This window comes from Mesorhizobium sp. B4-1-1 (genome assembly GCF_006439375.1).
Lineage (GTDB): Bacteria > Pseudomonadota > Alphaproteobacteria > Rhizobiales > Rhizobiaceae > Mesorhizobium.
In genome coordinates this window covers 117,417-143,830 of the sequence record NZ_VFTH01000014.1, presented here as the reverse complement: position 1 = coordinate 143,830, position 26,414 = coordinate 117,417, and the positions used below count along the sequence as shown (strand labels likewise).

The following is a 26,414-nucleotide window of genomic DNA, read 5'->3' as shown; positions in this document are numbered from 1 at the left end:
GCGAACATTCGGCGACATCCAATTGAAACAAACTTCAATCACTTAGCCAATTAAAGCGCGCGGAATCGCGCCGGAATCGCATCCGCCAACAGAATTCAGTGCCTAGCAGGAAGACTAGCATGCTGCTTCTCAACCAACGCCCAGAACACAACCAGCCGTTGGTTGCCGCCGATGCCGAGTCCCTCGGCATGGCCGGCGGCGCGCGGGCCGAGCATTACCTCAAGGCGCGCGACAACGATGCGGAAACGCCGCTGCATGCCTTGCCGGCGCTGGCCCAGACGCTCGGCATCGCGGCGCTTCACGTCAAGGATGAGGGTCAGCGTCTTGGCCTGGGCTCCTTCAAGGCGCTGGGCGGCGCCTATGCCGTTATGCGGCTGGTGCTGGAGGAGGCCGGCAAGTGGCTCGGGCGCGATGTCGATATCAGTGAGATAAACGACGCCAGGGTGCGCGAGATCGCGTCGAGCATGATCTTCGTCTGCGCCACCGACGGCAACCACGGCCGCTCCGTGGCGCAGGGCGCCAGTCTCGTCGGCGCTCGCTCGGTGATCTTCGTCCATGCCGGCGTAAGCCGCGAGCGTGTCGCGGCCATCGCCCGCTTCGGCGCCGAGATCGTCGAGGTCGAAGGCGGCTATGACCATGCGGTGCGCGAAGTCGCCCGCGTCGGCGCCGAGCGCGGCTGGAAGATCGTCTCCAACACGTCCTGGCTGGGCTATGAGCGCGTCCCCGGACTGGTCATGCAGGGCTATACGGTGATCGTGCGCGAGACGTTGCGGCGCATGGCCGAGCCGCCCACGCATGTCTTCCTGCAGGCCGGCGTCGGCGGCTTTGCCGCGGCGGTCGCCGGCCATATGGCTGTCATGCTTGGCTCCAGGCGGCCGAAGGCCGTGGTGGTGGAGCCGCGGCGCTCGGCCTGCGTCTACGCTTCGGTTGAGGCCGGACGTCCGGCAACGATCGCAAATCAGGAGTCGACCGTGATGACGATGCTCGAATGCGCCGAGCCGTCCTTGGTCGCCTGGCGCGTGCTGGCGCGCGTCGGCGATGCCTTCATGACGGTGGAAGAGGAGGACGCGGTCGCGGTGATGAAGCGGCTGGCGCGGCCTCTGGGCAACGATCCGGCCATCGTCTCCGGCGAAAGCGGCGGAGCAGGCCTCGCCGGGCTGGTCCGCGCCGCAGGCGACAGGCACATGCGCGCGGCGCTCGGCCTCGATGCGCATTCGCGCGTGCTCGTCATCAACTCGGAGGGCGCGACCGACCACGGCCGCTTTGCCGAGCTGGTCGGGATGGCGCCGGAAGAAGTGTTCCTGCAGACTGCGTGAAAGCAATTCAGGACAAGTGCGGGCCGGTTTTCCGTCCGGGATTGCGTCGAGAAAAGAGCAATTCCAGGAAAAGTGCGCAGCCGTTATGCTCGGCGACTTCGCCGTAGCCTTCCGGAATTGGGTCGAGAAAAGGGGCTTGAGGGGCGACGATGGCTGAACTCGACCAACAGGCTTTGCACAGCGAGATGACGGCGTGGCGGCGCGATCTCCATGCCCATCCCGAGTTCGGCTTCGAGGAAAAACGCACAGCCGCGTTCGTCGCGCAAAAGCTGCGCGACTTCGGACTTGAGGTGGCCGAAGGCGTCGGCGGCACCGGTGTCGTCGGCACGCTGACCCGCGGCAGCGGCAACCGCGCCATCGCACTGCGCGCCGACATGGATGCGCTGCGCATCGCCGAACAGGGCACGCAAGTCTGGCGCTCGCAAACATCCGGCACCATGCATGCCTGCGGCCATGACGGCCACACCGCGATGCTGCTCGGCGCGGCAAAGCTGCTTGCCGCCGAAGGCGGCTTCGACGGCACGGTGCGCTTCATCTTCCAGCCGGCCGAGGAATGGGGCAGGGGCGCGCTGGCTATGCTGGACGACGGCCTGCTCGAGCGCTTTCCCTTCGAGGAGATATTCGGGCTGCACAACATGCCGGGCCTGCCCATCGGCCATTTCGAAACCCGCGGCGGTCCGGTCATGTCGGCCGAGGATAATTTCGAGATCGTGCTCAAAGGCCTCGGTGGCCACGCGGCGCGGCCGCATGCCGGCCGGGAGACGCTGGTCGCCGCCTGCGCGCTGGTGGTCAACCTGCAGACCATCGTCTCGCGGCGCCTGAGCCCGGCCGACATCGGCGTCGTCTCGGTGACCGAGCTCATCACCGACGGCGTCCGCAACGCGCTGCCGGGGCTGGCGCGCATCCTCGGTGATTGCCGCAGCTTCCGGCCCGAGGTGAGCGCCGCGATCGAAAAGGAGATGCGCCGCATCGCCGAGGGCACGGCGCAGGCCTATAACGTCGCGGCTGAAGTCGCTTACACCCGCGAGTTCGTGCCTTTGATCAACGACGCGGCGCTGGTGGACGAGGCGCTTGCGGCGGCCCGTACGGTGCTGGCCGACGACGTGGTTCGCGTCGCTGCCGAGCCCATGACCGCCTCGGAGGATTTCGCCCGCTTCCTCGACCAGGTCCCCGGTTGCTTCGTCTTCATGGGCAATGGCGGCACCGCGCCGCTGCACAACCCGGCCTATGATTTCAACGACGAGGGCCTGCTGCACGGCGCGCGGTTTCATGCGGCGGTGGTGAGGAGACGGCTGGGCGGTTAGCCATCTCCCCCCTTGTGGGGGAGATGCCCGGCAGGGCAGAGGGGGCGCTGTCCCGCCAGCGTTTCAGGCTGTCGCAGGCGAACAGCTTTGCCAGCAGCCTTGATCGAAATTCCTGCAACGCCGCGATCCTTCACGCCCCCCTCTGGCCTGCCGGCCATCTCCCCCACAAGGGGGAAGATTGGCTGAACCGCCCCGGTAACTCTTTCTTCTCTGCTTTCATGCAGTATTGCCGGGACAGGACGGCAAGAACAAAGAATGGCGGACGACGATAAACGCAACGGCAAGTTCTGGGCGCTGGCGCTCGACCGGGCTCATCTCGGCCTATGGGACTGGAATCTGTCGACCGGCGATTGCTACTATTCGCCGACCTGGTCGAAGATGCTGGGCTATGAAGCTGGCGAACTCGCCAACACGCCCGATCTCTGGCTGAAGCTTACCCATCCCGACGATCGCCAGCGCGCGCAGGAGAGCGGCGACCGGCATATTGCGGGCATCGTCGATTCCATCGAGACCGAGCTGCGCCTGCGCCACAAGGACGGCCATTGGATCTGGGTGCTCGACCGCGGCGGCATTGTCGAGCGCGACGCCGACGGCAAGCCGCTCAGGCTGATGGGCGTGCAGACCGACATCACCCGGCAGAAAGAGGCGGAGGCGGCGCTCGAGCAGGTCAATGTCCGCTTCCGTCTTGCGCTTGCCGCCAGCGGCACCGGCATCTGGCACCACGATATCGGCACCAGGAAAAGCTATTGGGACGCGCGCACGCGCGAGATATTCGGCCTCGTTGCCGATACCGATGAGGTGGCGGCCGACCTGTGGCACACCTACCTTCATCCTGATGACAAGGACGCCGCCGAGCGGGCCCACAAGATCGAGCCCGGCTCGAGCAGCGTCGTCGCCTCGCAATACCGGATCGTCCTGCGTGACGGCCAGGTCCGCCATGTCGAGTCGCTGGTGCGTTTCATTGCCGGCGTCGGCTCGGCCGGCCAGATTTTGGGCACGGTGCGCGACATCACCGAGGAGAAGAGGCGCGCCGAGGAGCTTGCCTTCGCCGCGCGTCACGACGCCCTGACCGGGCTGCTCAACCGTTCGGCCTTCGACCGGCTGCTTGCCGAGAACATCGCCATGGCTGGGCGGCTGCCGCTTGCCGTGTTCTATGTCGACCTCGACTACTTCAAGGCGCTCAACGACTATGCCGGCCATGCCGCCGGAGACCTGGCGCTGAAGAGCGTCGCGGCTGGCATACTCGCCAGCCTGCCCGTGTCGGCGCAGGCGGCCCGCCTCGGCGGCGACGAATTCGCGCTGCTGGTGCCGAACTGCAATGACGCCTGTGCCGAGCACCTTGCCCGCGCGGTGCTCGCCGCGGTGCGCAACGCCGATCTCGGCTCTGCCATCACCTCGCGCAGGCTTGCCGCCAGCATCGGCATCGCCTTCGTGCGCGACCGCAACATGACGGTGGCCGACGCGCTCGCCTGCGCCGACGATGCCTGCTACGCCGCCAAGGCCGGCGGTCGGGACCGCTTCGCGGTGTTTTCGCCGGAAACGACGTCGGGCGCCGGCGGCCTCAACGCCGCTCGGCTGGCCGCCGACCTGGTCGACGCGATGGACGACGGCCGGCAGAAGCTGTTCGGCCAGGAGATCCACCGGCTCGGCCGGCCATGGGAAGACAGCCGCCACGTCGAGGTGCTGGCCAGGCTCGTGGCTCGCAACGGCAAGATGATCCCGCCCGGCGATTTCATGCCGGTCGCCGAACGCTTCGGCCTTGCCGCCCGGCTCGACCGCTGGATCATCCGCACCGCGCTGACGCGCCACGGCGAGGCGATGCGCGCGGGCGCCATCTCGCTCGACTTCAACCTGTCGGCGCAGACGCTTTCCGATCCGCAGCTCTGGGATTTCGTCGACGAGGCCATCGCCGACAGTGGCGCGCCGGCGTCGGCCATCGGCTTCGAGATCACCGAGACCGCCGCCGTCACCAATTTCGATGCCGCGGCGGAGTTCGTGCGCAAGGCGAGGCAACGCCGCTGCCGCGTCAGCCTCGACGATTTCGGCGCCGGCATGAGTTCGTTCGAATATCTCAGGCGCTTCCCCATCGACGCCATCAAGATCGACGGTTCCTTCGTCGAGCACATCGCCGAAAGCCGGTTCGACCGTGAGATCGTTTCGGCGATCACCGGCATCGCCCGCTCGATGGGCGCCGCGGTGGTGGCCGAAAAGGTCGAGGAGAAAAACGCGCTGGAGATTCTCATGGGCATGGGCGTCGCCTATGGCCAGGGCTATTTCCTGCACCGGCCCGAGCCGCTGGAAGCGATCGTTGCAAGGGCGACGGGCGGCGCGTTGGGAATGCGGGCTGGTTAAGCGTCTCCTCCGTCGGGGGAGAGATCAGCCACCCATCAGCCACCGCAACGCTCCGGCCGAAGCCACCCCGACCACCACCGTCGGCAGCATCGACAGCCTCGTCGCGGCAAGCACGGTTATGGCGAGCGCGGCTAGGTCGGCCGGGTTCTTCGAGACGAAGTCCGGCGCGATCACCGAGATCAGCACGCAGCCGGGGGCGGCCTCCATCACCGCCATGGCGCGCGGGCTGAGCGTGCGATTCCTCAAGACCACATAGCCGCCAATGCGGGTGAGGTACGTCACGCCGGCCATCGCCAGGATGGCGAGCACGGTCATCGGATCGATCATCTCTCACCTGCCAGGAACCACGCGGCCACCAGGCCGGACAGCGCGCCGGCCGCCACATACCAGGCGCCGGGGACGACGAGATAGACGAGCGCCGCCACCACCAGGCTGACCAGCCAGGGCCGGGCCGCGGCAAAGCCCTTCCACATGCCGCGAAGCAGCACCAGGAAGACGGCCGGGAAGGCCATTGCAAAGCCGTATGTCTCGACGTCGCCAAGCACCGGCCCGAGTGCCGCGCCGCAAGTCGTGAACGCCACCCAGGCGAGGTAGAAGGGAAGGCCGGCGCCCAGATAGAAAGGCAGGCTGAAGGCCGGCCGCAGGCCGGCGGCGGCGCGGCGCTGTGCATCGGCCAGGCCCACGGCCCAGCTCTCGTCGCACATCAGGAACAGCGCCGGAAACACCTGTCGCTTCGGCAGATGCTTGATGAACGGTGCAAGTGCCGCGCCCATCAGGAAATGCCGGCTGTTGACCAGGAAGGTGATGGCAGCGATCAGCAGGATATGCGGCGGCGAGGTCCAGAGCTGGATGGCCGCGAATTCCGAGCCACCGGCGAAGTTGAGCCCGGTCATCAGCGGCACCTCGACGACGCCGAGGCCTTTCTGGGAGGCCTGCGCGCCAAGCACCAGCGCGTAGGGGATGATGCCGAGCAGCACCGGCGTCGAGGCGGCGAGCCCGCGCCGGAATTCGGCGCCGCGGCCATTGCCGGTTTGCTCCCCGGCAAGGGCGATCTCGGAAATGCTCATGACTTTGCCTTCGGCTGGCTTCGCGGCCGCCGTTCTCCCGGTCGGTTGTCGGTTATCGGTTGCCGGACCATAGCCGAAACGCCCGGCAATCGGGTTGCGAAGATACGCCGTTTCTGCAAATATTTGGTATCAGATGGCGTATTTTGACGGAAGGTTGGAATCTGACACCATGAAGCTGGATGAGACCGACAGGCGCATCCTTCGCGCCTTGCAGCGCGACGGGCGCATGGCCAACAACGATCTAGCCAGGGAGGTGGGCCTTTCGCCGTCGCCCTGCCTGCGCCGCGTCAAGCTTTTGGAGGAGGCCGGCGTCATCGATCGCTATGTCGCGGTTCTCAATCCGGCCAAGATCGGCCGCGGCCAGACCTTCTTCACCCGCATCTGGCTGAAGCAGCAGGACGAGGACACGATCGAGCATTTCGCCGCCGAGGTGGCGAAGTTCCCGGAAGTGATGGAGTGCTATCTGATGCTGGGCGACTGCGACGCCATGGTGCGGATCGTCGCCGCCGGCATCGACGATTACCGCCGCTTCCAGTCGGAGCATCTAAGCCGCATCAGGGGCGTGCAGAACGTCAAGACGGACGTGCCCAGCCAGACGATCAAGCAGACGTCCGAGATGCCGCTGTAAGGGGCTTTTCCCATCTCCCTGTTCAACTGGAAGAAGGTGCTCCAAGGGCGGATGAGGGGTGGCGCGGCGTTCGGCGTCCCGAGAGCTTGGCGCCAGCAACGACAAACTCGAGCGGCAGTTCTGCCCTCATTGCCCTGCCGGGCATTTCTCCCCGTATAGTCACGGGGAGAAATGGGGGGCGGCGCCGCCGATTTCGCCAATTGCGGACGCCTGCAATCCAATCGCCATCGCTAATGCGCGTGGCTTTCATTCCTCTTGCGCGTCGCAGCCGCCTTCTTGGCCGACGCCGAACGCGCGGCCGCGGAGCGCTCGCCGGAGGCCTTGCCGCCCGTCCTGCCGCCCTTGTGCGCGGCCGGATTGCCGGTGTGCTTGCCGCGACCGGAGCCGCCTTCCTTCTTGCCGCCGCCGTCATCCTTGTTGACGGTCGCCCAGGCCCGCCGCTCGGCTTCCTTCTCGGAGACGCCGCGCTTCTCGTAACCTTCGGCGATGTGGTCGGCCTTGCGTTCCTGCTTGTCGGTGTATTTCGATTTCTCGCCACGTGGCATTTGTTTGCTCCTTGTTGCCCTGAGTGTATTCGGCCTCAGGAACGCTTCTTCTTGGCGACGTCGCCGAGGTCGGACCGTTCCGGATCCTTGTTGTTCTCGCCGGCCGCGTCGCGGTTCCTGTCGGGATCGTCCTTCGGCCTCAGATAACCGGGTGGGCGGTTGCCCTTCGGGCCCTCCCAGCGCGGCCATTGTTCGGTTGTTCCGGGCCGTCCTGGACGTGGTTCGTTGCTCATGGTCTGCCTCGCTTTCGATTTGTAGGGAGGGTCAGCCCTCCGCTTTCATGGTCCGTGCGATCTCGAGCAGCTTGTCGCGGTCGTGCCCGTGCTCGCGTATCAACTCCCGCGCCTGCTTCGGCGAAAGATCGGTGTGCTCCGCCAGGAAGCGCACATCGGGATCGTCGCCGCCCTTGGTCGGCAAATTGCCGGTTGCCGGCGCATCGGCGGCGCCCGGCCGGTTCGGTATATTGTTATTCGCCTGAGTCATCGCAGGGCTCCTTCGATTTCCGCCGTATCAGTTCGCCGTCTGCTTGCGGCGTGCTTGCTTCTTGCGGCGCAGCACCTCGTCGGTGCCGACGATGTCCTTCGAGCCGCCGGTGATCGCGGTCGAGACCACGGCTGGCGGATCGCTCGCTGGAAAGGAGTCCTCAAGACCGGACTGCAACTGCTCTTCCAGCGTGTCCGGATCTTCCGAACGGCCCTCGGCGCGGCGTCCGTCGATTTCTTCCAGATCTTGCTTGGCGTCGGGATGCTCGCGCGCATTGCGCAGCGTCGACACCACGAGCTCGACGGCGAATTCCTTCATCTCCTCGCCCTGCGGCGCGGCGACGTCGGTCTCCTCGATCAGCCGCACCAGCGATTGTTCGAGCTTGTCCAGTTCGCGCGTGCCCTGGCACAGCGCCAGTTTCTGCGCCAACGAGTGGATCAGCAACGGGCCGAAGGTCGAATAGGCCCGCATGCGGGTCTCATCGACGCGTTCGGGATGAAGTGTATGCAAGGACATCGGTGCCTCCGTGTAACGTCCTGCGGCGACGGCTTCGCTTGAGGCCGATCCCTAAGGGAACTGGAGGAGGGGGAAGAGGTTCCATCCGGGCTGAAGTCGCGGGACAGCTGGAAGTCGCCGGACAGAAAAATGGCGTCCGCGAACGCGGACGCCATTTTGAACTCAGCGCTGACCGCCTTTGCGGCCTGCCTCGGAGGCGCGCTGGGGGTCTTCGGCGAAGTTGCCGCTGCCACCTCGATGCTGGCCGGCGCTGCGCTGACCCATGTTGCGGTCCTCGGCCTGCTGCTGCCCGCTGCCGCGATGCTGGTCTTCGCGGTTCTTGTGGCTCTGCTGGCCGGCCTTGACGTGCTGTTCGTGGGTTCCGCCTTGATTGGGCATATCGAATTCTCCGTTGATTCGGATTTTTGTTGAGGGTGAATTCAAGGACGCGTCAACATCCCTGAGTAAGGAGAACAGGTGCCGGCAACCGATGTTCCGGCCGAAACATTTCGTGACTCGGTCAGACTGAAGTCCGACCCGGCCAGCGCATTGGGCTGGCCTGTGCAACCAAATCTCTTTTTGGGAATTGGTGAGCGGCCGACGAAAAAGCCCCCTCCATCGCCGGCCGTCAATGGTGCCCGCCGGTCGCCCCCCGCGCAATTCCGGCGGGCACCAATATCCATAAACAAGAAGGCCGCGCAGCCGGCTTCGGAGCGAGAGACGTTTTGACCTATATCTCTGCAAAGCCCGCCCGGCAGGATGCCGAAAGCCTGCCTGCCAACGACAACCAGCGTACCACCCGTATCGATCTTTCGTTCCTCGATATCATCAACGACGAGGACGAGGTCGCCGACATTGCCAGACGCGCGGAGCGTCTCGGCCACGCCGCGCTCATTGCAATGGCAATCGGCCTTGCGGCCCTGCCGTTGCTCTACCTAGTGCTGGTATAAGCCCGGCTGGCCGGCCGCTTGGCCGGCCGGCGCCATCTGCCGGAAAGCGTGTCGCTATCTTCTGGAGAAGATGGAGAAGAGGGCGTCATCTTCCGGAGAAGAAGGCGTCGAGCGTGGCCGCCGTTTCGATCGGCGACTCCTCCGGAAAGAAGTGGCCGCCGGGCATCGCTCCGCCGCTGGTATCGTCGGCCCAGTTCCGCCATATGCCCAGCGGTCCGTCTTCGTCCCGATACCATTCGGCCAGCGCCCCGTGTTCGCTCCACAGCGCCAGCACGGGGCAGCATATGCGCCGGCCGGCCTCCCGGTCCGCATGGTCGTGCACACGGTCGAGCGAAGCCGCCGCGCGATACTCTTCGCAGATGGCGTGAATATGCGCCGGATCGCGCAGGGCATCGACATAGGCCTGCCGCACGCCGGGCGGGAACGCGTCGGCTGCGGATCCCCAGCCGGAAAGGGCATTGTCGAGGATGGCTTCGGCCGCCGCCGCCAGTATCGTCTCCGGCAGGGGCTCAGGCTGCGCCAGCAGCGACCACGGCCAAAAGCTTAGCGCCAGCCTCGCATCGGCCCGGTCCCAGGCTTCGGCGGTAGGGACGATGTCGAGGACGGCGAGCTTCTCGACGCGGTCCGGATGATCGAGCGCCAGCCGGTAGGCGACGCGCCCGCCGCGATCATGGCCGGCGACCAGGAAACGTTTGAAGCCGAGTTCTTCCATAAGCATGACCATGTCGGCGGCCATGGCGCGCTTGCCGTAGGCCGCATGGTCGGCGGCCGATGGCGGGCAGGAGCTTTGCCCATAACCGCGCAGATCGGCGCAGACGACGGTGAAATCCCGCGCCAGGCTGGGCGCCACGTCGCGCCACATCGCATGCGTCTGGGGAAAGCCGTGCAGCAGGAGCAGGCCCGGCCCGCTGCCGCCATGGCGGGCGAAGATACGCGCCCCGCCGGTGTCGATTTCCGATGCCTCAAAATCGGCGAACATGCTTGCCTCCGGCGGGGTGCGGCGCTGAGGGTCAAAGGCCTCAGTTCCAGGTCGAGTCCAGCGTCAGCGACGCCTCGAAGATCTGTGCCTTCTCGGTGCGCAGCTTCACGGTGATCTTCAACTGTTCGGTCCCGGGTGCCTCGTCTCGGGCGATGTCCTGCAGGATGCGCAACGCCTCAAGGCGGGCGCGCTCGCGGTTGGCAAAAAGCTGCCCCTGGTCGTCAACCTGGCCATGCTCGGCGTTATAGAGGTCAAAGTAATAGCGTTCCATCGATGATCCACTCCAGGCGATTCGCAAGTTCAATCCCTGGCCGCGATCATGGTTCCAAGCGGTTGATCCTGAGGGGAAATCCGAAGCGCGTCCGCCCTTCCTGCGCGGTCGCCCGCAACCGGCCCCGCCCTGCGGCGTTAGCTGTTGCGGATGGAGAACCCCGAATGCTGGAATCGCTCTACCTCAACCTCGGCCAGCATGATGCCTTGTCGGAACAAGAGAAGGCGCTGCTCGCCGACGCCATGTCGCTCGAAAGATACGTCGCCGCCGGCGAGGATATCGTCACGGAAGGCACGCGGCCGATCTACAGCACGCTGATCGTCGACGGGCTCGCCGCCCGCTACAAGGTGCTGGAGGATGGCGGACGCCAGTTCACCTCGCTGCAGCTCGCCGGCGATTTCGTCGACCTGCACGCCTTCCTGCTTAAAACGATGGATCACGGCATCGTCGCGCTCTCGCCTTGCCACGTGCTGGCCGCCGAGCACGGCAAGCTGAAGACGATCACCGAGCAGGCGCCGCACCTCACCCGGCTGTTGTGGCTCGACACGCTGGTCGATGGCGCCATTCACCGCGAGTGGATCGTGGCCATGGGCCGGCGCTCCAAGATCTCCCACCTCGCGCATCTGATATGCGAGATCTTCGTCAGGCTGCAGGTGGTGAAAAAGACCCGCGAGATGAGCTTCCATCTGCCGCTCTCGCAGGCCGAGCTCGCCGATGTGCTCGGCCTCTCCGTTGTCCATATGAACCGGGTCATCGGCACCCTGCGCCGCATGAACGTGATCAACTGGACGAGCCATATGATCACGATCCTCGACTGGGAGCGGCTGGTTATGATCGCCGAATTCGATCCAACCTATCTCAGCATGACGCGCGAACCGAGATAGGCATCTAGCTGGGCGGGGTCTTGGAGCGCGACCACAACTGGTCCAGCATGGTGAGCGCGGCACTCGGCTGGGCAGGCCTCAGCAAGCCTTGCTGCGCGGCGACCTTCTTGAATGCGGCAAAGGCGATGGCTGGACGGCAGGTGCCCGCGATCGCGTCGTCCACCAGCCGGACCGCTTCGAGATAGGCTGGCGCCTCCTTGTTCTTCCATGTGCCTCCGAGCGCCTTCTTGGCCTCCGCGACGGTGGTGACCACCATCGTGCCGCCGCTGACGAAGCGTATGGTGAGGGGCAGGAAACGGCTCATCGGTCTTTCACCATCCGAGCCATTCGCGCGTGCGCCAGGCTAGGCCGACAAAGGGCGCGGCCGTGATCATGGCGGCGGCGAGGATAAAAAGCGGGCTGTTGATAGACAAGGATTTCATGTTTCACCGTAAGAATTTCGGATGGCGATAAACGATGACTTCGCCAGTCGGTTGCATCCGGCCGGCCAGTCCGAGGCTACAAATTTTGAGGCTACATATTGCTCGCGGGCCGGGTCGGCGGCGCCGGCCGGTGCGGCGGACGCGGGCGCGGCCTGAGCGGCACATCCGCCAGCGAGGCCCGGATCACCCTGATGGGGATTGGCGGCGCGGCGCCGCGCCGGCGCAGCAATGCGACCGAGAGGCTGCCGATGAGAGTTCGAACGTCCATGGGACTCCTCCTGAAGAGTCCCCCCAATGACAAAAGGTTAGCACCACGGCCGGGCGGCCGCATTTAACTTTGATGTATGTCCAGGCGTCTCGGCGAGGGCCAACCTTTTCCGTTGGCATGCGTTGTCCTCTGAAAAGGAGACCACCATGCCGACCACCAGCCGAACGAAAACCGACACGCCCAAAAAATCATCCGCCGGCAAGAAGACAGATACGGCCAAGACCGCGCGCAGGCAGCGCGGCGTCCAGCGCAAGGTCGATGCCACGGACCGCGGCAAGCCGAAGCCGAAAGCCCCGGGCGCCATGCAGGCCGGTGCCCGAAGATATCCCACGCCGCCTTTCCCAAGGCAGCATCACCCCAAGCCCGGCGAGGAATGGGCGATCGAGCCGGCGCCGCTCTATGACGCACCGTTCTGGCAAGGCTCCGGCAAGCTCAAGGACAAGGTCGCGCTGGTCACCGGCGGCGATTCCGGCATCGGCCGCGCGGTGGCCGTGCTGTTCGCGCGCGAGGGCGCCGATGTCGCCATCGTCTATCTCAGCGAGGATCGCGACGCCAAGGCGACGAAGCAGGCGGTGGAGGCGGAGGGCAGGCGTTGCATCACCTTGCGCGGCGACGTCGCCAAGCGCGGCTTCTGCCGCAAGGCGGTGGCTGAGACGGTGAAGGCTTTCGGCAGGCTGGACGTGCTGGTCAACAACGCCGCCTTCCAGGTCCACTCGGCCGACTTCGCCGATCTCACCGAAGCGCATTTCGACACCACGCTGAAGACCAATCTCTACGGCTATTTCCACATGGCGCAGGAAGCCGTGCCGCACATGAAGCCGGGGTCGGCGATCGTCAACACCGGTTCGGTCACCGGCATAGAAGGCTCGAAGGAGCTGGTCGATTACTCGATGACCAAGGGCGGCATCCACGCCTTCACCCGCGCGCTCTCCGGCAACCTCATCTCCAAGGGCATCCGCGTCAACGCGGTGGCGCCCGGTCCGGTCTGGACGCCGCTCAACCCGTCGGAGAAGGAAGCGGAGGACGTTTCGCAATTCGGCGCCAAGACGCCGATGAAGCGGCCCGCCCAGCCGGAGGAAATCGCGCCGGCCTATGTGTTCCTGGCCTCGCCGCAATGCTCCAGCTACATCACCGGCGAGATCCTGCCGATCATCGGAGGCTACTGACCATCAGGAGGATCCCATGAAGAAAGCACTTCTTATCGCGGCCCTGACGCTGATCCCGGCGATGCCTGCGGCGGCGCAGGTCGTCGCCCAACCGAAGGATCGGCTGACGCAGAACTGCCAGGTCAAGCCCGACGCCAACGATCAGGCGCAAAAACAGAAGCAGCAGGCCGATACGGATGAGCTGTCGGAACAGCTCGGCAATTGCGGCGGCGTCCTGAAGCCGCCGCCGACCGGCGACCAGAACGCGACGACGCCACCGCCGACCGGCAATGACATGCCGGTGATAAAGCCGGGCGAAGTGCCACCGCAGACCGGTCAATGAGACCATCAAAGATCAGCGCTGCGCTTCTCCCGCCGCTGGCTTGACGACCGGCGAGCCGTGGGCCTCGCGCGTTATCTGGAGTGCCTCGGGGTGAGGCCGCATTTGCGGGCAAAAAAGCTGCCTCGTGGATCTCGGCGCGGGAGGCTTCCGCAACGCCGGACGAGGTCTTTCTGCTTTTCTTCTTGGCCATCGGTTCACCGCGCCACAAACTTAGTCAGCTAAATATATGTCCCTCATTGCAAATTCCGGAGACGGACCTGCTCAAAATCGTTCGAACCGCCGCTCTACCTTGCGGGCGAATTTTTCCCGCTCCTCGCGGGTGATGTTCTCCACCGAATATTTAGCCAAATAGAGGTGTTTCTCCGTGCGTCCACACATGGATTTCAAGCCGCGCAAAAGCACCTTTCTGCCCGGGTCCTGCATATAGAGCCTGGTGTACCACCATGGCGAGCCGAAGGTGGTGACCACGCCCATCCGGCGGATGTTCAGAAGCGCCGGTTTGATCGTGCCGCCATCCGTCGGTAGTTCGAAGGCAACGCCCGGCCGCCACACGCGGTCGAAATATCCCTTGAGAACAGCGGGCATGCCCGACCACCAGGTCGGGAAGCAGAACACGCACGCTTCCGCCCATTGCAGTGCGTCGATGTAAACCTGCAGATCCGCCGGCGCGGGCGACGGACCGGCGTGCCCCTTCAACTCATCGACCCGCATGACGGGGTCGAATTTCATGGCGTAGAGATCGAAGTCGACGACCTCGTCGCCCCTGGCCTTCAGTATCTCCACGACGCGCCGGTGCAGCGACGCCAGGTAGCTGTCCTGCGCCGGATGCGCGTAGACGACATTGACCTTCATCGCATGCCCCCCGCGCCTTTGATCCCGGCCTGAGGCTAGTTGAGCGCCATTGCTTTGCCTAGGCTTGAGCATTGGTCGTACGCGGCCACTCATCGATAGGTGGCCGGAACCATCGCGCCGGCACCGGGTTGTGTTCAGCGGGCCGCGTCAGCCGGACCCGGTGGCAAAGAGAACACGGCCTGGTTTCTCCGGCTTCACGCCCTGGCCAACCAAAAAGGCAGTCGAGCTCTTGTCCCACCCGGCCCGCTCCGTATTGGGCTTGGGCAGCAAATGGCAGAACAGACACAATCCGACAAAGCCGCCATAGAACCGCGTAAGGGCATGCCAAGCCCGCGCCTCGGCGAGGCGGAATTCAAACAGCGCTACAGGAAATTGTTCTACGACCCGGCCTTCGAGGCGGAAGCCGACGCCATCGGCCGGCTGGCCCAGATCGCCTGGCGGGCCTATAGCGACGAACGCAAGAGTCCGGTGACCCGGAAGGCGGGGCAGGGCTTCCACGACCCCGGTTACGACCTTTCGGTCGAATGGATCGCCGCGCATGAAGCGGTCGAGGCCGCGCAGCGCCGGAATGAGGATAAGGCCGCGCCCTCACGCATCCTGATCATCAACGGCTCCTCGCGCAGCGAGCATACCTGTCCGGGCGAGATGTCGAAGAGCTTTCGCCTGGTCGAGCTGGCGCGACGCTCCATTGCCGACAGGCAGGGCTTTTCGGTCGAGGTGCTCGATTTGTCGCGGCTCGCTTCGGAATACGGCCGCAGGATCTACCCTTGCAAGGCGTGCTTCTCGACGGCGGCGGCCCTCTGCCACTGGCCGTGCTCATGCTATCCGAACCACTCTCTCGGCCAGGTGCAGGACTGGATGAACGACATCTATCCGCTGTGGGTCGAAGCGCATGGCGTGATGATTGTCACGCCCGTCAACTGGTACCAGACGTCATCGCCGCTAAAGTTGATGATGGATCGGCTGGTCTGCGCCGATGGGGGCAATCCTGACCCGACGCTGACGCAGGGCAAGGATGCAGAGCTTGCCAAAAGGGTTGAACTGGCCGGCTGGGACTATCCGCGCCATCTCGCCGGCCGGCTGTTTTCGGTCGTGGTCCATGGCGACACCGAAGGCGCCGCCAATGTGCGGCACGCGCTCGCCGACTGGCTGCGTTCGATGAAGCTCGACGCGATCGGCGAGGTGGCGGAGCTCGACCGCTATATCGGCTACTGGAAGCCCTATGCGAAAAGCCATGACGAACTCGACGCCGACAAGGACATCCAGGCCGAAGTGATCAACGCCGCTTTGGCCCTGGCCGAAGCAGTCGGGAAGCGTCGGGCAGGCGACTTTCCCACCATCGGCGCCCGGTTCGAGGATCCGCGTCAGAAGTGAGGGGAAGATGCCGCGCTGGCTCGACGAAGGCTGGATATTGCTGAAGGAAAGCCTCACCGGCTACGTCAATGACAATGCGCTGAGCCACGGCGCGGCGATCGCTTTCTACGCCACCACGTCGCTGGCGCCGATCCTTTTGATCGTCGTGGCGATCGCCGGTGTCGTCATCGGCAATGATGCGGCCCAGATCGCGCTGTCGGCCGAGATTTCGGGCGTGATGGGGCCGCAAAGCGCCGACCTTCTGAAGGCCACTGTCGAGAGCGCCGCGCAGCGCTGGTCGAGCACGCTTGCCACGCTGATCGGGCTGGTAACGCTTTTCGTCACGGCGTCGGGCGTCTTCGGCGAGATGCAGCAATCGCTCAACGAAATCTGGAAGGTGGAGCCCAATGGCGTGTCGCTGTCGCGCCTTGTGCGGGTGAGGGCGGCGAGCCTCGGTCTCGTGGCGGCGCTCGGCTTCCTGTTGCTGGTATCGCTGGCGGCAAGCACGGCGATCTCGGCACTGGGTGAATTGATCAACCGGCGCCTGCCGTTCGGTGGCGTGATCATCAGCGGCATCAATACGATCGTCTCTTTTGTCCTGATCGCGCTGCTCTTCGCCGCGATCTACAAGGTCCTGCCGGACCGCACGCTCAAATGGCGCGATGTCGGCATCGGCGCCGTGGTGACCGCGCTGCTTTTCACCATCGGCAAATCGCTGATCGGCTGGTACATCGGCACCAGCGCCATCGCCACCTCCTACGGGGCGGCGGGCGCGCTGATGGTCGTGCTGGTATGGGTCTATTACTCGGCGCAGATTTTCCTCTTCGGCGCCGAGATCACGCGCGCCTATTCGGTGCGCCGCGGCAGCCGGCGCGACCTCGCGCCGGTCATGGCAGACGCAAACGACCGGGCTGCGCAGCGCCATGCCGAAGAAGTAGCCAAACCCGAGACGGCGATGCCGGCCAACGCTAGCGCAGGTCTCGGCACGGCCGCTCGGCCAACCGCTTCCGGCGGCGGGATTATCGTATGGATTGTCCTCAGCAGCCTGATCACTCTGCTTGTCACGCGGGTTTCACGCCACTGAGGCTGATACGACTTCGTCCCCAGGCTCGGGGGGTTAGCGCCGTTCTTCCTGCCGTTTCTCGATTTCGTAGGATAGCCAGCGGCAGAACATACCGATTACCGAGGTGGCGGCTCCGCCGAGCAGGCAAGCGATCAGCAACGGACTTTTCGATGCGCCGTCCCAGCTAACGATCGCCAGCAGGGTGACGCTCACCGTGGAAATGAGATACCCTGTACCCTTGAGCAGATGAAGCGACGATCTGGTCATGCTGGCCCGCCTTGCAATGGAACTGACAACCCCGGTCGATGTTCCATGTACCGATGTTCTTCCACGACAGTTGCTGCATGACGCACCCAAGCGGCATCTCGGGGCGGTCGGGTGTAACCGCTTGTTGGCCTGCCGCCGGTTCGACAGGGCGGCGGGCTTGGACTCCGGACTCGGCCCTCAGCCCAACCGAATTTGCTCGTAGCTGACTTTTTTTGGGTGTATTCTCTCTCAGTCGTCGTAGCTGGCGGGAGCAAGGAGGATGTTTGGAACCGGCTATCATGTGTTCGCCTCAGACCGGGAGGCAGGCATGATGGGTTACGGAATAGCCGAACCTGCCGAACTGGCAATTCTGGCGAATGCACTCGATACTTTCTGCGTGAAACACGGCATTGCCGGCGAGATCGAGCGCGAACAGGTTGCGCTGAAAATCATGTGCCTTTTCAGGCGGGGCGTCGGTGACCCTGGCCAGCTATCGGCGGAACTCGAAAGCTGGGCCGGCAACAACCGACGTGCCGGGTGGCCGGCAAGGCGAGCCCTGCAACCTCACGCCGACGAGGCGGATTCTTGTGGGACGATTTGACGAAGATTTGACTCCCTTCATCGTCAGCAGTTTGAACGCCCACCATTCGCTATTGGTGGGCGTCCGTTCGAAGACAGGTCATCCAGTTCAAGGGAAGAGACCGGATGATATGCTGCACCGCATGTCAGGTGGCCGCAGTCGGCATACGCGATATTCGCTGCTCGCGGTCCTACTAGCTTTCGGCACGTGCATTGAGGCGCTTTGCCGCAAGATACATCACTGCCGACGCGGCACGATTCCTGTCCCAGCCCGCAGCTTCCGCCTGTGCTAGCAGGCCATCGAGAGAGCCGGCCAACGCCTCCTGGCAATCGCTGTCGTATCGGGCGGCGTTTACCTCGTGAACGGGTTTTCTAATGGCTAGTTCTGCCATCAAAGGTTCCTCATCATTTATCCAGATTTGGTGCGAGGCGCCCCGACAATGATGGTGGGCGCCCCGATCATCATTGGTGATGTGACGGCTGGGCTTTTCCGATGGCGGGAGGGATTGCTCCGTCCTCGACCAGGATGTCCTTCCTGCGCGCGAACGCGGCGAAAACACCTCGCGCGGTTTCCGCGTCGACGTCGCCAACCAAGGCCGCCTTGCAGGCGCGGATCGCCGCTTTCTGCTCCGGGCTATTGCCGCACCAGTCGATCGCGAACTGATAGGCATCGACGACGGTGTTTAGTTGCCGGGGAAAGCCCAGTCCGACCCAAACGCGAAGGGGTTTCTCGAAAGGTTTGGAAAGCATCGCGAACTCCCATATAACCGCGATACTTTCAAGCAGTCAGTCCGCCGCCGCGGCCGCCTTTGCCGGTCATCCATGGCAAGGGGACACTCACGTCCTCAAGAATTTTGACCGACTTTGCGAAACCGCAAAAGGCATCTCTGGCGGCAGTCAGCGGATAGCCGCTGTCGAATGCCCGCTGGCAGGCACGAAGGGCCGTTTCAAATATAATTCCGCGCCTGTTTCTGGGCCACGCGTAGAGAAATTCCAAGGCATCTTCCAGGCACGCGATTTCCTGGATCAGGCTGTTTTCGGTCTTCACGAAAACAGGGCTGTCGAATATCCGATCGTTCATAACGTCCTCCAATCGAACGAACAATTGAGTTTCAGGCGAAGGCTCGGGACCGACAGAGGCCAAGCCCTGCGGCGATATGGGTTTGTGGATTTTGACCGTCAAGAGCTTCCCGGGTCGCTACAAGAACCGGCGCGCCAATTCTGTTATCCGCAACGGCTTTGTCGGTCCTGCAACCCGGCGTGATCGTTGGGTGGCGTGGGCAAGGGCGGTCGCCATTCGATTGAACGTGGGTCCAACAAGCAGCAGCGAGCCCCGGCAATCTGCCGGGGCTCGCTGGAAGCTGGACCGAGGGAAGGCTGCGCCCGTGCGCGGATCGTCGCTACGCGGCTTCAGCCGCGACATTGACCGCGGATTCGGCGAGCTGGGTGAGCGCTGCGTCCGTTTCCTTTTCTTCGGTCAGCGTCTTGTCGAGCAGGGTGACGGCTTCGGTCAGGCCGAGTTCCTGCGCCCAGGTCCTCAACGTGCCGTAGCGCGAAATCTCATAGTGCTCGACGGCTTGAGCGGCGGCCAGCAGACCTGCGTCGAGCGAAGGAGATCCCTTGTACTCGTCCATGATCTCGGCGCCTTCCTCGGTGATGCCCATAATGGCGGCACAAGTCTTGCCGACCGGCTTCTTGTCGATCACCTCGAAGACTTCCTCGAGACGCGCGACATGTTCTTCGGTCTGGTCCCGATGTTTTTCGAACGCGGCCTTCAGCGCGTCATCCTGCGCCGCCTTGGCCATCTTCGGCAGCGTGGCGAGAATCTTCTTCTCGGCGAAATAGATGTCCTTGAGCGTGTCGTGGAAAAGTTCGTTCAGGCCCTTGTTCGAGGCCGCCTTCGTCGTCGCCATTTCTGCATCTCCTGGTGAGGTTGGATCATCACCAACACGGCCTGGCTGAACTTGTTCCGAAAGAAATTTTATGCGGGGATTCCGCCCCGAACATCAATTGTTATTGACCTTGCTCCGTATGGAAACAGGGCTGGCGGTGAGGCGGGTCCTCTAGAGGAACCACTGCGCCACGAGGCCCACCGACGAGGCCGCCATTGTCAACGTCGATAGCCAGCCAAGCGCCAGCAGCCAGCCTTGCAACGGGAACTCCCCCATCACGTCCTTGCGGCCGGCCAACAGCATCATGACGATCATCACGGGAACGGCGCATATGCCATTGATGATGGCGCTCCAGTAAAGCGCCTTGATCGGGTCTATCGGTGTGAACATGATCCCGGTGCCAAGAGCGGTCGCGGCGGCGAGCGTCGTGTAGAACGCCACGGCTTCCTTCGGCTTGCGCTGCAGCCCGACCGGCCAGCGCAGCGCTTCGCCGACCGCGAAAGCCGCTGACCCAGCCAGCACCGGCACAGCCAGAAGACCGGTGCCGATAATTCCCATCGAGAAAATAATGAAGGCGAATTTTCCGGCCACCGGCTCCAGCGCCTTTGCCGCGTCGGTGGACGAAGCAATGTCCGTCACCCCTGCCTTGTGGAGGGTCGCTGCCGTAGTGAAGATGATCGCGATGGCGATCAGATTCGAAAAGGCCATTCCGATCAGAGTATCGGCGCGTATCCGCCGGAAGGCTCTGGGCGCCTGCCACGGCGCCCACCTCAGCGGCCTGGCGGTTGGCTTGAGCTCTTCCTCCTCGACCTCCTGCGAGGCTTGCCAGAAGAACAGATAAGGCGAGATCGTCGTGCCGAGGATTGCCAGCAGCGTGGTGAAGAAGGCGCCGCTCCATTCGATGTGCGGAATGAACAGCCCTTTGGCCGCGTCCGCCCAAGGCACATTCGCGGCGAACATCGCGGCGACATAGGCGAACAGGCTCAAGGTGGTCCATTTGAGGAATTTCACATAGCGGGTGTAGTCGAGGAAGACGATCGCGCCGATACAGACGATCGCGAAAGCGATCACATAGAGCGGGCTCGGCCCGCCAACCAGCAGCTTCAATGCATCTGCCATGGCGCTGAGATCGGCGCCGATATTGATGACGTTGGCGAGGAACAGCAGCATGACGACCGCGTAAAGCATCGAGGCAGGATAGTGCCGGCTGAGATTGCCGGAAATACCTTCGCCCGTGGTGCGCCCGATACGGGCGGCGATCTCCTGGATCGCGGCCATCAGCGGGAAGGTGAACAGCATGACCCAGCCGATGTTGAAGCCGAGTTGGGCGCCGGCCTGGCTGTAAGTTCCGATGCCGGACGGATCGTCGTCGGACGCGCCGGTAATGAAGCCTGGCCCGATCGTGCGGAGGAACCGCTGGAACGGGCCCTTTGCCAGCGTGTTGCTTTGTTCTCCCTCGACCTGGGAACCGACCTCGCTCATCGAACGGCCGGCAATGCGAGCGTCACGGGTTGCCTGAAGGAGTGGGTTTTTCGCATCACATAAGCATCGGCTAATAAAGACACAGGGTAATTGGCGAAGAGGAGATAGGTTCCCACGATGATCGTCATCCTGGCATCGCGAGCCCAGCTTCTCATCCACATTTGTTAGCGGTCCGGCTTGGCAGCCGATTGGATCTGCGAAACGGGCGGGGCATGCACTCGCCGTCCGTTCACCTCGAGAATTTTCGCTTGAAGGTTTTCATCCCCTTCGCCAGGGAGGTCTTGGCCTCGGCGGCGTTCTGCCAGCCCTTCAGCTTGATCTTCTTGCCGGTACCAAGCACCGACGAGAAGAAGAACTGCTCAATCTCCCGGCGAAGATCCTGTGGCACATCGGTGACGGCCAAGGGCTCGTCAGGCGCGTCTTCCTTGTGAGGGCAGAAGATATACCTGTCGTTACGAACCTTCGAGCCGTCGGGATCATGCTGGTTCACCCTAAGCGCGCCCAGCAGGTCGCATTTTATGACCACGCCCGGAGCGGCGGCAGCCTGATGGATGACGAGACCGTCCAGCGGATCGCCATCGTCTCCTAATGTCGATGGCACGAAGCCCCAGTCGTAGGGATAAGTGTTGCCCACAGGAAGCGGGCGGGAATATTCGAACACGCCGGTCCTCGGTTCATAAGCCAGTTTAGCGGCCGATCCCCGCGGCGTCTCGATGACCACACGGAACAGCTTACGAGAGGTAGCCGGAAGTCTGAGATAGTCAGCCATTGTAAGTCGGGAGCCGCCAGTCATGTTGCCTAAAGTGAACTTCCACCGACAAGGGAAGGTTCCACTGCGCGGAAGATTGGCGGGTGCGGATCGTTGAGCCGTGCGCGTCGGGCCGACCCTAGGCAATGCTGTGGCAAAAACTGCCCGACAACCCTGGGACGAAGCCGCGTCGGCGGCTTGTCGGTCAGCTCGACGACCCGGATTCATTTCGCGGCGTCGCCGCGCGCGTGACCTCGACCCCGAGCGCCTTTCGGCAGCCTCGAACGGCGCCATCGCCTCGACCGCGTGGCTTGCGCCGTCCAATTCCTCGACGCGATAGGCCTCATTGCGCTGGGTCCCCGCAGCCGCGAGTTTGAGCGACAACGCGAGGCGTTGAAAGTACATTTGATATGAGGGGCGGCTAATTCGTCACGAATTGCAACGAGTAAGGTCGCGACACCGCTATTCTTGGCTCGGGCCTTGCATAGGCCCGGCCGCTCTTTCAGTACAGCAAGTGTCGGACGCTCGCTCCGGTGCGGGGCGAGCGTTCTTCCGAGGGGCGCTCAGTTATTGCCGGCGAGGTCCCTGGTCGCCTTGCAGAATTCATCGTGGGACTTCGCGATGGTCTCGTCTGCGCAGTCTTTCTTCATGGACGCGCGATCCTCTTCAGTAAGCGCCATCCAGGCTTTCTTGAACTCATCGCCCGACCGCATGGTTTTCATGCCGGCATCGGTGAAGAAGGGCGACATTTTCTGGGGATCGTCCAGCGCGGAGGTTCCGGTGCCCGCGCCGGCAAATGCCGAGCATGTCATGACCGAAATCGTGAACGCGCTCATCAAGATCACTTTGGCTTTCATGGTACTCGTCTCCCTGCCTAATTCAGAAAATCCGCATCCAGATAGCGTTCTTGACGTGAAATAGTTCCAGCAACGAGACGAAAAACAAGAAAGGCAATCGACTATCATTCCATCGCCTGCCTGGCGCACGGCGGTCCGGCAGGTTGTTCGCAGTTTCACTGACGAATAAGACGGTGAGGATTTGACGCGTGGTGTCCGGCTAACGCGGCTCGCGTGTCATCGAGAGATAGGTCGGGTCGAACTCGGCGATCTGCTGCAGTTTCTGCCAGTCGAGGATCGTCACCGTATGGCTCGCCCAGCCGATCGCGCCGCTGTTGCGCAGCGCGCTGATGACGCGGTTCATATGCACCACCGACGGACCGAGCACATCGGAGAGCTCGGCTTGCGAAACGGGCAGATGGAAGGCCATGCCGTTGGTGCGCTTGACCACCTGCAGCCTGACGAACAGCTTGCAGAACAGATGCGCCAGATGCAAGACCTTCGAGCGCCGCCCCATGGCGACGATCCACTCGCGGTGGATGGCGCCGTCGATCGGCGTGTCGAGCCACAACAGCCGCGTCGGGTGCGGCGCCCGCTCGGTGATGCTGCGCAGTTTCGAATGATCTGCCAGGATGACGCCGCAAGGCGAGAGCGCGATGACGCCGCGACACCGCGGCGCTGACGGAACTCGGCCTTGGCCGGACGGCGGAACGGCCAAAGGAAAAGGGCGCTGCCGCGCGGCAACGCCCTTCGTTTTCGGGAAGCCGGCTGCTACCAGCGCTGCATGCTGTACCAGTCGTCGATGTCGCGGCGCACACGATCCTTCTCCAGGCCGTAGCGTTCCTGGATCTTGCCTTCGAGCTGGTCGCGCTTTCCTGCAATGCGGTCGAGGTCGTCGTCGGTGAGCTTGCCCCACTGTTCCTTGACCTTGCCCTTCATCTGCTTCCAATTGCCTTCGACGCGGTTCCAATCCATTGCCGGACCTCCTGTTGACACGGAAGGCTAACGGCAACGCCGTCGCGAGGTTCCTGCCGAAAAGCTTTTCTACGCCAGGCATGGGCATACGGCACCGCGGGCTTTCATCTGGCCGTCATGATGAACCGGCAAATTGGCAAGCGCTGAACCAGGCTCCTCCGGTCAGCATGTTCCCAAGACCACTCTTGCCCGGCTCATAGCCGGGCTTCTTTTTAAATGCCGGGGTCCAGCTTTAAACGGATCGTGCCGATGGCGTGCATGACGGCGTCCGCGGCCTGTCTGTCGAGCGCGATTTCCAGGATACCTTCGGTCGTCCTGATTGAAAGGATGCCAAGCGTGCCGCTGTCGTCATCAACCGTCACGACATGGATTTCGGTTGGAACGAAAGGTGCTGCCTTGTCCCTGCGCTTCATCGTTCACCTACGTTGATGCGAACGACCCTTGCAGAAAGCCGGTGTCACATTCAAGGGAGCTAAAGGTTAACCCGGGGAACGTCTTGGAGCCTCTCAAAAATCCGCGAGCAGCGGAACATTTGACCGGCGCTTTTGTTCTTGAATGCAGGATGGCGCGCAGCCCGCTTCCCCCGCGAAAAGCGCGCCACCCGGGGCTCAGGCCCGAGCAAGCCCGCCTCGGCCGTCCCTCGCCGGGGCGGGCTTTATTGTGACGAGATTGGAAGACCATGCTCCACGAAGCAGCAAGGATCGCTGAAGAAGCCCATCGCGGACAAACGGACAAGACCGGCCGGCCCTATATCGAACACTTGCGACGCGTGGCCGAGGCCGTCGAAACGCTGGATGAAAAGACCGTCGCTTACCTGCATGACGTCATTGAGAAAGGCCAGGGCTGGACGCTCGACCGGCTACAGTCGGCGGGTTTTGGATTCGTCGTCGTGGCTGCCGTCGATGCGCTGACGAGGCGTCTGGACGAGAGCGAAGAGGGCTTCATCTGTCGCGCCGTCTCCAATGAACTGGCACGGCCGGTAAAGGAAGCGGACCTCAAGGACAATCTTTGGCAGGCTCACCAAGCGGGTGCTCCGGCGGATAGATATGAAACCGGCTTGGCCATCCTTGACCGTCTGGATGCAAGAGGCTGACCCTCAAGGCTGCGCTGCGATCGCCTTGGCCTCGCGAACCAGCGAGCTCCAGTTCAAGCCGACCAGATAGATGAGTTCGAGCGCCTGCGCTTCGCTGATTCCAGTCTCGCTCACCAACCGCTGCACGAACTCGTCCAGGGTAGGGTGGTTCTCATTCCAGATCGGGTCGTCGTCCGCCATTGCTGTTTCCCTTCCAAGGTCCAACGCCTTGTCGGGTCGCTCGTTCCCCTCGACTGGTTGGCGCTCGATCGCAACCATCTTGGGTAGTATTATTCCGAAAAGCCTTGTCGATCAGGAAATTTAGCGCTATATGTGCCAAATCGATCTTGCTGAAAGAACGTTGTTTTCGCGCAAATTTGCGCACTTACGATCTTCCCTCTCAATTTCGAAGATTGCGTCGCTCGGCGGTTGTCGGGCGCGTATAATTTTGCGTCGATTTGTAAGGAGATCGCAATGACTACTGGAACGGTTAAGTTCTTCAATGCCACCAAGGGTTTCGGCTTTATCGAGCAGGGCGGCGGCCAGCCGGACGTGTTCGTCCATATCTCGGCCGTGGAGCGCGCAGGAATGCGCTCTCTCGTCGAGGGCCAGAAGGTCAGCTTCGACATCGTGAAAGATGCCCGCAACGGCAAGAGCTCGGCAGACAATCTGCAAGCCGCCTGATCGCAGCGCCTCGGGGTCCTTTGACCACGGATGTACTGGCATCGGCCGCACAGGCGCGTTGGAGAAGGTCGGGCTGTGCCCGGCCTTTTTTGTTCTAATGCATGTCGCTCAAAAGTGACCTCGGTTTTGCGACAACGACATGCATCAAGCAACGACCTAAAGCGCGTCGCGTGAATCCGTTTCGACGCGACGCGCTTTAGACAATTCCTGGAAAAGCGACGCGCTTTTTCGTCCGGAATTGCGTGAAACAAGGAGAAAACAATGAAGTCGCTACCGGATACCGGCCTGTTCAAGCCGGTCCCATCCCGCACGGAAGCCAAGACCGACACGACGTCCCGCGTCGCGCGACAGATACAGGACCTGGAAGCGTCTGCTAGGGCTGCCAAGACAAAGCGGTTGCGTGAAGCCAGGCTGGCGCAAGAGGCCGACGCGCCTCCCGTCGCGCCGAAGAAACCAGCCCGCAAGCGCTAGCCGGCAAAGGCTGGCCGGCAGGTCATACTGCGAGAGCAGGCAGGAGGAAGGTTCCAGGGCGCCTCGATTGGTTGAACGCAGCGGCCTCACCGAAGTTCGCCAATCGCGTGACGCGAGTGACAGGGCAGGGCGAGGCTCTTACCCGTCGCGATCCACCTGAAGCAGGTGTTCCATGGACCCGCCCGGTGAGGATCGCTCGCTGAGCGCTCTTTCCAGATCGTTTCGATTGTCGCGGCCGCTGGCATCGGGAAGGTCGAGCGCGGTGAGCGCCAGTTCATCGAATTCCACGATTGCCCCATAGAACTGCGCGACTTGCAGAACCAACTCCTCGATGTCCTCGCGAGCGATGTTTTCGGCGAGATTTCGGAGCCTTATCTCCTCAGCCACCACGACCAGGTTCACGACGCCGTGGGCCCGCAGGGCCGTCTGTACCCGGCAATGCGCGTCGTCTCTCAGCTTGTTTGGATATCTCACCTGCATGGAAAACCCTCCCTTTCACGGACGGTTTGTCCCTCTGGTTCGATGATGCTCCCCTGGCCCTGGAATGGCAAGTGGAAAGTAAAAAAAATCGCAATGATATCAGTAAGTTATCATAGAGCACGTAATGCTTGGTAGACGCATCGTTGGCATCGTTGGTCTTTTGCGTTTTTGACCCACAGGGCGACCTTGACGTTTCATTGGACGAATCCTAACTACTTGTAAAGTAAGA

Annotated in this window: 37 protein-coding genes and 1 pseudogene; 14 read left to right on the top strand and 24 right to left on the bottom strand. The window is 63.1% G+C overall.

The window, feature by feature from the left end:
• The first annotated feature begins 119 nt into the window (after positions 1–119).
• The 3 genes from FJW10_RS20185 (at position 120) to FJW10_RS20175 (ending at position 4,972) form a co-directional block, all read left to right on the top strand.
• Entirely contained in the window at positions 120–1,316 is a 1,197-nt protein-coding gene (locus tag FJW10_RS20185) for a diaminopropionate ammonia-lyase (protein WP_140901363.1), read from the top strand.
• Positions 1,317–1,465: 149 nt separating this feature from the next.
• On the top strand, positions 1,466–2,620 hold the full coding sequence (locus tag FJW10_RS20180) for an amidohydrolase (protein ID WP_140901362.1): 1,155 nt from the start codon (positions 1,466–1,468) through the stop codon (positions 2,618–2,620).
• Positions 2,621–2,875: 255 nt separating this feature from the next.
• Positions 2,876–4,972, top strand: coding sequence for an EAL domain-containing protein (locus FJW10_RS20175; RefSeq protein WP_140901361.1), 2,097 nt, complete (start codon positions 2,876–2,878; stop codon positions 4,970–4,972).
• A 24-nt stretch (positions 4,973–4,996) separates the two neighbouring features.
• Here FJW10_RS20175 and FJW10_RS20170 read toward each other — a convergent pair whose 3' ends face one another.
• Positions 4,997–5,299: an AzlD family protein gene (locus FJW10_RS20170; RefSeq protein ID WP_140835936.1), complete on the bottom strand. Its 303-nt coding sequence runs from the start codon at positions 5,297–5,299 to the stop codon at positions 4,997–4,999.
• Positions 5,296–6,039 carry an AzlC family ABC transporter permease gene (locus tag FJW10_RS20165; RefSeq protein WP_140901360.1) on the bottom strand — a complete coding sequence of 248 codons (744 nt, stop codon included), beginning with the start codon at positions 6,037–6,039 and terminating at the stop codon, positions 5,296–5,298. The genes FJW10_RS20170 and FJW10_RS20165 overlap by 4 nt, the downstream gene beginning before the upstream one ends.
• A gap of 169 nt (positions 6,040–6,208) precedes the next feature.
• On the opposite strand from FJW10_RS20165, the gene FJW10_RS20160 reads away from it, so the two are divergent.
• Positions 6,209–6,667 carry an Lrp/AsnC family transcriptional regulator gene (locus tag FJW10_RS20160; RefSeq protein ID WP_140901359.1) on the top strand — a complete coding sequence of 153 codons (459 nt, stop codon included), beginning with the start codon at positions 6,209–6,211 and terminating at the stop codon, positions 6,665–6,667.
• A gap of 230 nt (positions 6,668–6,897) precedes the next feature.
• On the opposite strand, the gene FJW10_RS20155 is transcribed toward FJW10_RS20160, so the two are convergent.
• The 5 genes from FJW10_RS20155 to FJW10_RS31065 form a co-directional block, all read right to left on the bottom strand.
• Positions 6,898–7,212 carry a plasmid stabilization protein gene (locus FJW10_RS20155; RefSeq protein WP_140835934.1) on the bottom strand — a complete coding sequence of 105 codons (315 nt, stop codon included), beginning with the start codon at positions 7,210–7,212 and terminating at the stop codon, positions 6,898–6,900.
• A gap of 35 nt (positions 7,213–7,247) precedes the next feature.
• A complete protein-coding gene (locus tag FJW10_RS20150) occupies positions 7,248–7,445 on the bottom strand; it encodes a hypothetical protein (RefSeq protein WP_140835933.1) in 198 nt (65 codons plus the stop codon).
• A 31-nt stretch (positions 7,446–7,476) separates the two neighbouring features.
• On the bottom strand, positions 7,477–7,695 hold the full coding sequence (locus FJW10_RS20145) for a hypothetical protein (RefSeq protein ID WP_140640886.1): 219 nt from the start codon (positions 7,693–7,695) through the stop codon (positions 7,477–7,479).
• Positions 7,696–7,722: 27 nt separating this feature from the next.
• Positions 7,723–8,211 carry a hypothetical protein gene (locus FJW10_RS31070; RefSeq protein ID WP_140901358.1) on the bottom strand — a complete coding sequence of 163 codons (489 nt, stop codon included), beginning with the start codon at positions 8,209–8,211 and terminating at the stop codon, positions 7,723–7,725.
• Positions 8,212–8,373: 162 nt separating this feature from the next.
• Positions 8,374–8,589, bottom strand: coding sequence for a KGG domain-containing protein (locus FJW10_RS31065; protein WP_348639763.1), 216 nt, complete (start codon positions 8,587–8,589; stop codon positions 8,374–8,376).
• A 326-nt stretch (positions 8,590–8,915) separates the two neighbouring features.
• Between FJW10_RS31065 and FJW10_RS20130 the strand changes: the two genes are divergently transcribed.
• Entirely contained in the window at positions 8,916–9,140 is a 225-nt protein-coding gene (locus tag FJW10_RS20130; protein WP_140901357.1) for a hypothetical protein, read from the top strand.
• A gap of 85 nt (positions 9,141–9,225) precedes the next feature.
• On the opposite strand, the gene FJW10_RS20125 is transcribed toward FJW10_RS20130, so the two are convergent.
• Both FJW10_RS20125 and FJW10_RS20120 read right to left on the bottom strand, forming a co-directional pair.
• On the bottom strand, positions 9,226–10,119 hold the full coding sequence (locus FJW10_RS20125; RefSeq protein WP_140901356.1) for an alpha/beta hydrolase: 894 nt from the start codon (positions 10,117–10,119) through the stop codon (positions 9,226–9,228).
• 40 nt (positions 10,120–10,159) lie between these two features.
• Complete coding sequence (locus FJW10_RS20120; RefSeq protein WP_140835929.1) at positions 10,160–10,390, bottom strand: hypothetical protein; 231 nt, start codon at positions 10,388–10,390, stop codon at positions 10,160–10,162.
• A gap of 164 nt (positions 10,391–10,554) precedes the next feature.
• On the opposite strand from FJW10_RS20120, the gene FJW10_RS20115 reads away from it, so the two are divergent.
• Positions 10,555–11,274, top strand: coding sequence for a Crp/Fnr family transcriptional regulator (locus FJW10_RS20115; RefSeq protein ID WP_140901355.1), 720 nt, complete (start codon positions 10,555–10,557; stop codon positions 11,272–11,274).
• Positions 11,275–11,278: 4 nt separating this feature from the next.
• On the opposite strand, the gene FJW10_RS20110 is transcribed toward FJW10_RS20115, so the two are convergent.
• A complete protein-coding gene (locus tag FJW10_RS20110; RefSeq protein WP_140901354.1) occupies positions 11,279–11,578 on the bottom strand; it encodes a DUF982 domain-containing protein in 300 nt (99 codons plus the stop codon).
• A 209-nt stretch (positions 11,579–11,787) separates the two neighbouring features.
• The gene (locus tag FJW10_RS30530; protein WP_181177605.1) at positions 11,788–11,964 is read right to left on the bottom strand and encodes a hypothetical protein; all 177 of its coding nucleotides are present in this window, start codon (positions 11,962–11,964) and stop codon (positions 11,788–11,790) included.
• Between the two features lie 146 nt (positions 11,965–12,110).
• On the opposite strand from FJW10_RS30530, the gene FJW10_RS20105 reads away from it, so the two are divergent.
• Together FJW10_RS20105 and FJW10_RS20100 are read left to right on the top strand one after the other, a co-directional pair.
• Entirely contained in the window at positions 12,111–13,130 is a 1,020-nt protein-coding gene (locus FJW10_RS20105) for an SDR family oxidoreductase (protein WP_140901353.1), read from the top strand.
• A gap of 16 nt (positions 13,131–13,146) precedes the next feature.
• Positions 13,147–13,452, top strand: coding sequence for a hypothetical protein (locus FJW10_RS20100; RefSeq protein WP_140835925.1), 306 nt, complete (start codon positions 13,147–13,149; stop codon positions 13,450–13,452).
• Between the two features lie 261 nt (positions 13,453–13,713).
• Here FJW10_RS20100 and FJW10_RS20095 read toward each other — a convergent pair whose 3' ends face one another.
• A complete protein-coding gene (locus FJW10_RS20095; RefSeq protein WP_181177604.1) occupies positions 13,714–14,304 on the bottom strand; it encodes an NAD(P)H-dependent oxidoreductase in 591 nt (196 codons plus the stop codon).
• Positions 14,305–14,574: 270 nt separating this feature from the next.
• Here FJW10_RS20095 and FJW10_RS20090 point away from each other — a divergent pair, with 270 nt between their 5' ends.
• Together FJW10_RS20090 and FJW10_RS20085 are read left to right on the top strand one after the other, a co-directional pair.
• A complete protein-coding gene (locus FJW10_RS20090; RefSeq protein ID WP_140901351.1) occupies positions 14,575–15,678 on the top strand; it encodes a flavodoxin family protein in 1,104 nt (367 codons plus the stop codon).
• 7 nt (positions 15,679–15,685) lie between these two features.
• Entirely contained in the window at positions 15,686–16,741 is a 1,056-nt protein-coding gene (locus tag FJW10_RS20085) for a YihY/virulence factor BrkB family protein (RefSeq protein ID WP_140901350.1), read from the top strand.
• A gap of 33 nt (positions 16,742–16,774) precedes the next feature.
• Here FJW10_RS20085 and FJW10_RS20080 read toward each other — a convergent pair whose 3' ends face one another.
• Positions 16,775–16,987, bottom strand: coding sequence for a hypothetical protein (locus FJW10_RS20080; protein WP_140835921.1), 213 nt, complete (start codon positions 16,985–16,987; stop codon positions 16,775–16,777).
• Positions 16,988–17,246: 259 nt separating this feature from the next.
• Between FJW10_RS20080 and FJW10_RS20075 the strand changes: the two genes are divergently transcribed.
• Positions 17,247–17,567 carry a hypothetical protein gene (locus tag FJW10_RS20075; protein WP_140901349.1) on the top strand — a complete coding sequence of 107 codons (321 nt, stop codon included), beginning with the start codon at positions 17,247–17,249 and terminating at the stop codon, positions 17,565–17,567.
• Between the two features lie 440 nt (positions 17,568–18,007).
• Here FJW10_RS20075 and FJW10_RS20065 read toward each other — a convergent pair whose 3' ends face one another.
• The 9 genes and pseudogenes from FJW10_RS20065 to FJW10_RS20025 form a co-directional block, all read right to left on the bottom strand.
• Positions 18,008–18,295 (bottom strand): DUF982 domain-containing protein, encoded by a 288-nt coding sequence (locus FJW10_RS20065; protein ID WP_140785403.1) that lies wholly within the window; start codon positions 18,293–18,295, stop codon positions 18,008–18,010.
• Between the two features lie 28 nt (positions 18,296–18,323).
• On the bottom strand, positions 18,324–18,626 hold the full coding sequence (locus FJW10_RS20060; protein ID WP_140835919.1) for a DUF982 domain-containing protein: 303 nt from the start codon (positions 18,624–18,626) through the stop codon (positions 18,324–18,326).
• Between the two features lie 319 nt (positions 18,627–18,945).
• On the bottom strand, positions 18,946–19,458 hold the full coding sequence (locus tag FJW10_RS20055; protein WP_140835918.1) for a ferritin-like domain-containing protein: 513 nt from the start codon (positions 19,456–19,458) through the stop codon (positions 18,946–18,948).
• A gap of 150 nt (positions 19,459–19,608) precedes the next feature.
• Positions 19,609–20,919, bottom strand: a complete 1,311-nt coding sequence (locus FJW10_RS20050) for an Nramp family divalent metal transporter (protein WP_140901348.1) — start codon at positions 20,917–20,919, stop codon at positions 19,609–19,611.
• 229 nt (positions 20,920–21,148) lie between these two features.
• On the bottom strand, positions 21,149–21,688 hold the full coding sequence (locus tag FJW10_RS20045; protein WP_140835916.1) for an inorganic diphosphatase: 540 nt from the start codon (positions 21,686–21,688) through the stop codon (positions 21,149–21,151).
• 542 nt (positions 21,689–22,230) lie between these two features.
• Positions 22,231–22,524, bottom strand: a complete 294-nt coding sequence (locus tag FJW10_RS20040) for a hypothetical protein (protein ID WP_140835914.1) — start codon at positions 22,522–22,524, stop codon at positions 22,231–22,233.
• A gap of 199 nt (positions 22,525–22,723) precedes the next feature.
• Positions 22,724–23,167, bottom strand: a pseudogene (locus FJW10_RS20035) (Crp/Fnr family transcriptional regulator); the annotation flags it as partial.
• A 107-nt stretch (positions 23,168–23,274) separates the two neighbouring features.
• Positions 23,275–23,478 (bottom strand): CsbD family protein, encoded by a 204-nt coding sequence (locus tag FJW10_RS20030; RefSeq protein ID WP_140835913.1) that lies wholly within the window; start codon positions 23,476–23,478, stop codon positions 23,275–23,277.
• A gap of 212 nt (positions 23,479–23,690) precedes the next feature.
• Positions 23,691–23,891: a hypothetical protein gene (locus tag FJW10_RS20025; RefSeq protein ID WP_140901347.1), complete on the bottom strand. Its 201-nt coding sequence runs from the start codon at positions 23,889–23,891 to the stop codon at positions 23,691–23,693.
• Positions 23,892–24,157: 266 nt separating this feature from the next.
• On the opposite strand from FJW10_RS20025, the gene FJW10_RS20020 reads away from it, so the two are divergent.
• A complete protein-coding gene (locus FJW10_RS20020) occupies positions 24,158–24,571 on the top strand; it encodes an HD domain-containing protein (protein WP_140835911.1) in 414 nt (137 codons plus the stop codon).
• Between the two features lie 3 nt (positions 24,572–24,574).
• Here FJW10_RS20020 and FJW10_RS30525 read toward each other — a convergent pair whose 3' ends face one another.
• Positions 24,575–24,751, bottom strand: a complete 177-nt coding sequence (locus FJW10_RS30525; protein ID WP_181177603.1) for a hypothetical protein — start codon at positions 24,749–24,751, stop codon at positions 24,575–24,577.
• Positions 24,752–25,024: 273 nt separating this feature from the next.
• On the opposite strand from FJW10_RS30525, the gene FJW10_RS20015 reads away from it, so the two are divergent.
• Complete coding sequence (locus tag FJW10_RS20015) at positions 25,025–25,234, top strand: cold-shock protein (RefSeq protein ID WP_140681745.1); 210 nt, start codon at positions 25,025–25,027, stop codon at positions 25,232–25,234.
• Positions 25,235–25,495: 261 nt separating this feature from the next.
• A complete protein-coding gene (locus FJW10_RS20010; RefSeq protein WP_140901346.1) occupies positions 25,496–25,705 on the top strand; it encodes a hypothetical protein in 210 nt (69 codons plus the stop codon).
• Positions 25,706–25,843: 138 nt separating this feature from the next.
• On the opposite strand, the gene FJW10_RS20005 is transcribed toward FJW10_RS20010, so the two are convergent.
• Positions 25,844–26,185, bottom strand: a complete 342-nt coding sequence (locus tag FJW10_RS20005; RefSeq protein WP_140835910.1) for a hypothetical protein — start codon at positions 26,183–26,185, stop codon at positions 25,844–25,846.
• Between the last annotated feature and the right edge of the window lie 229 nt (positions 26,186–26,414).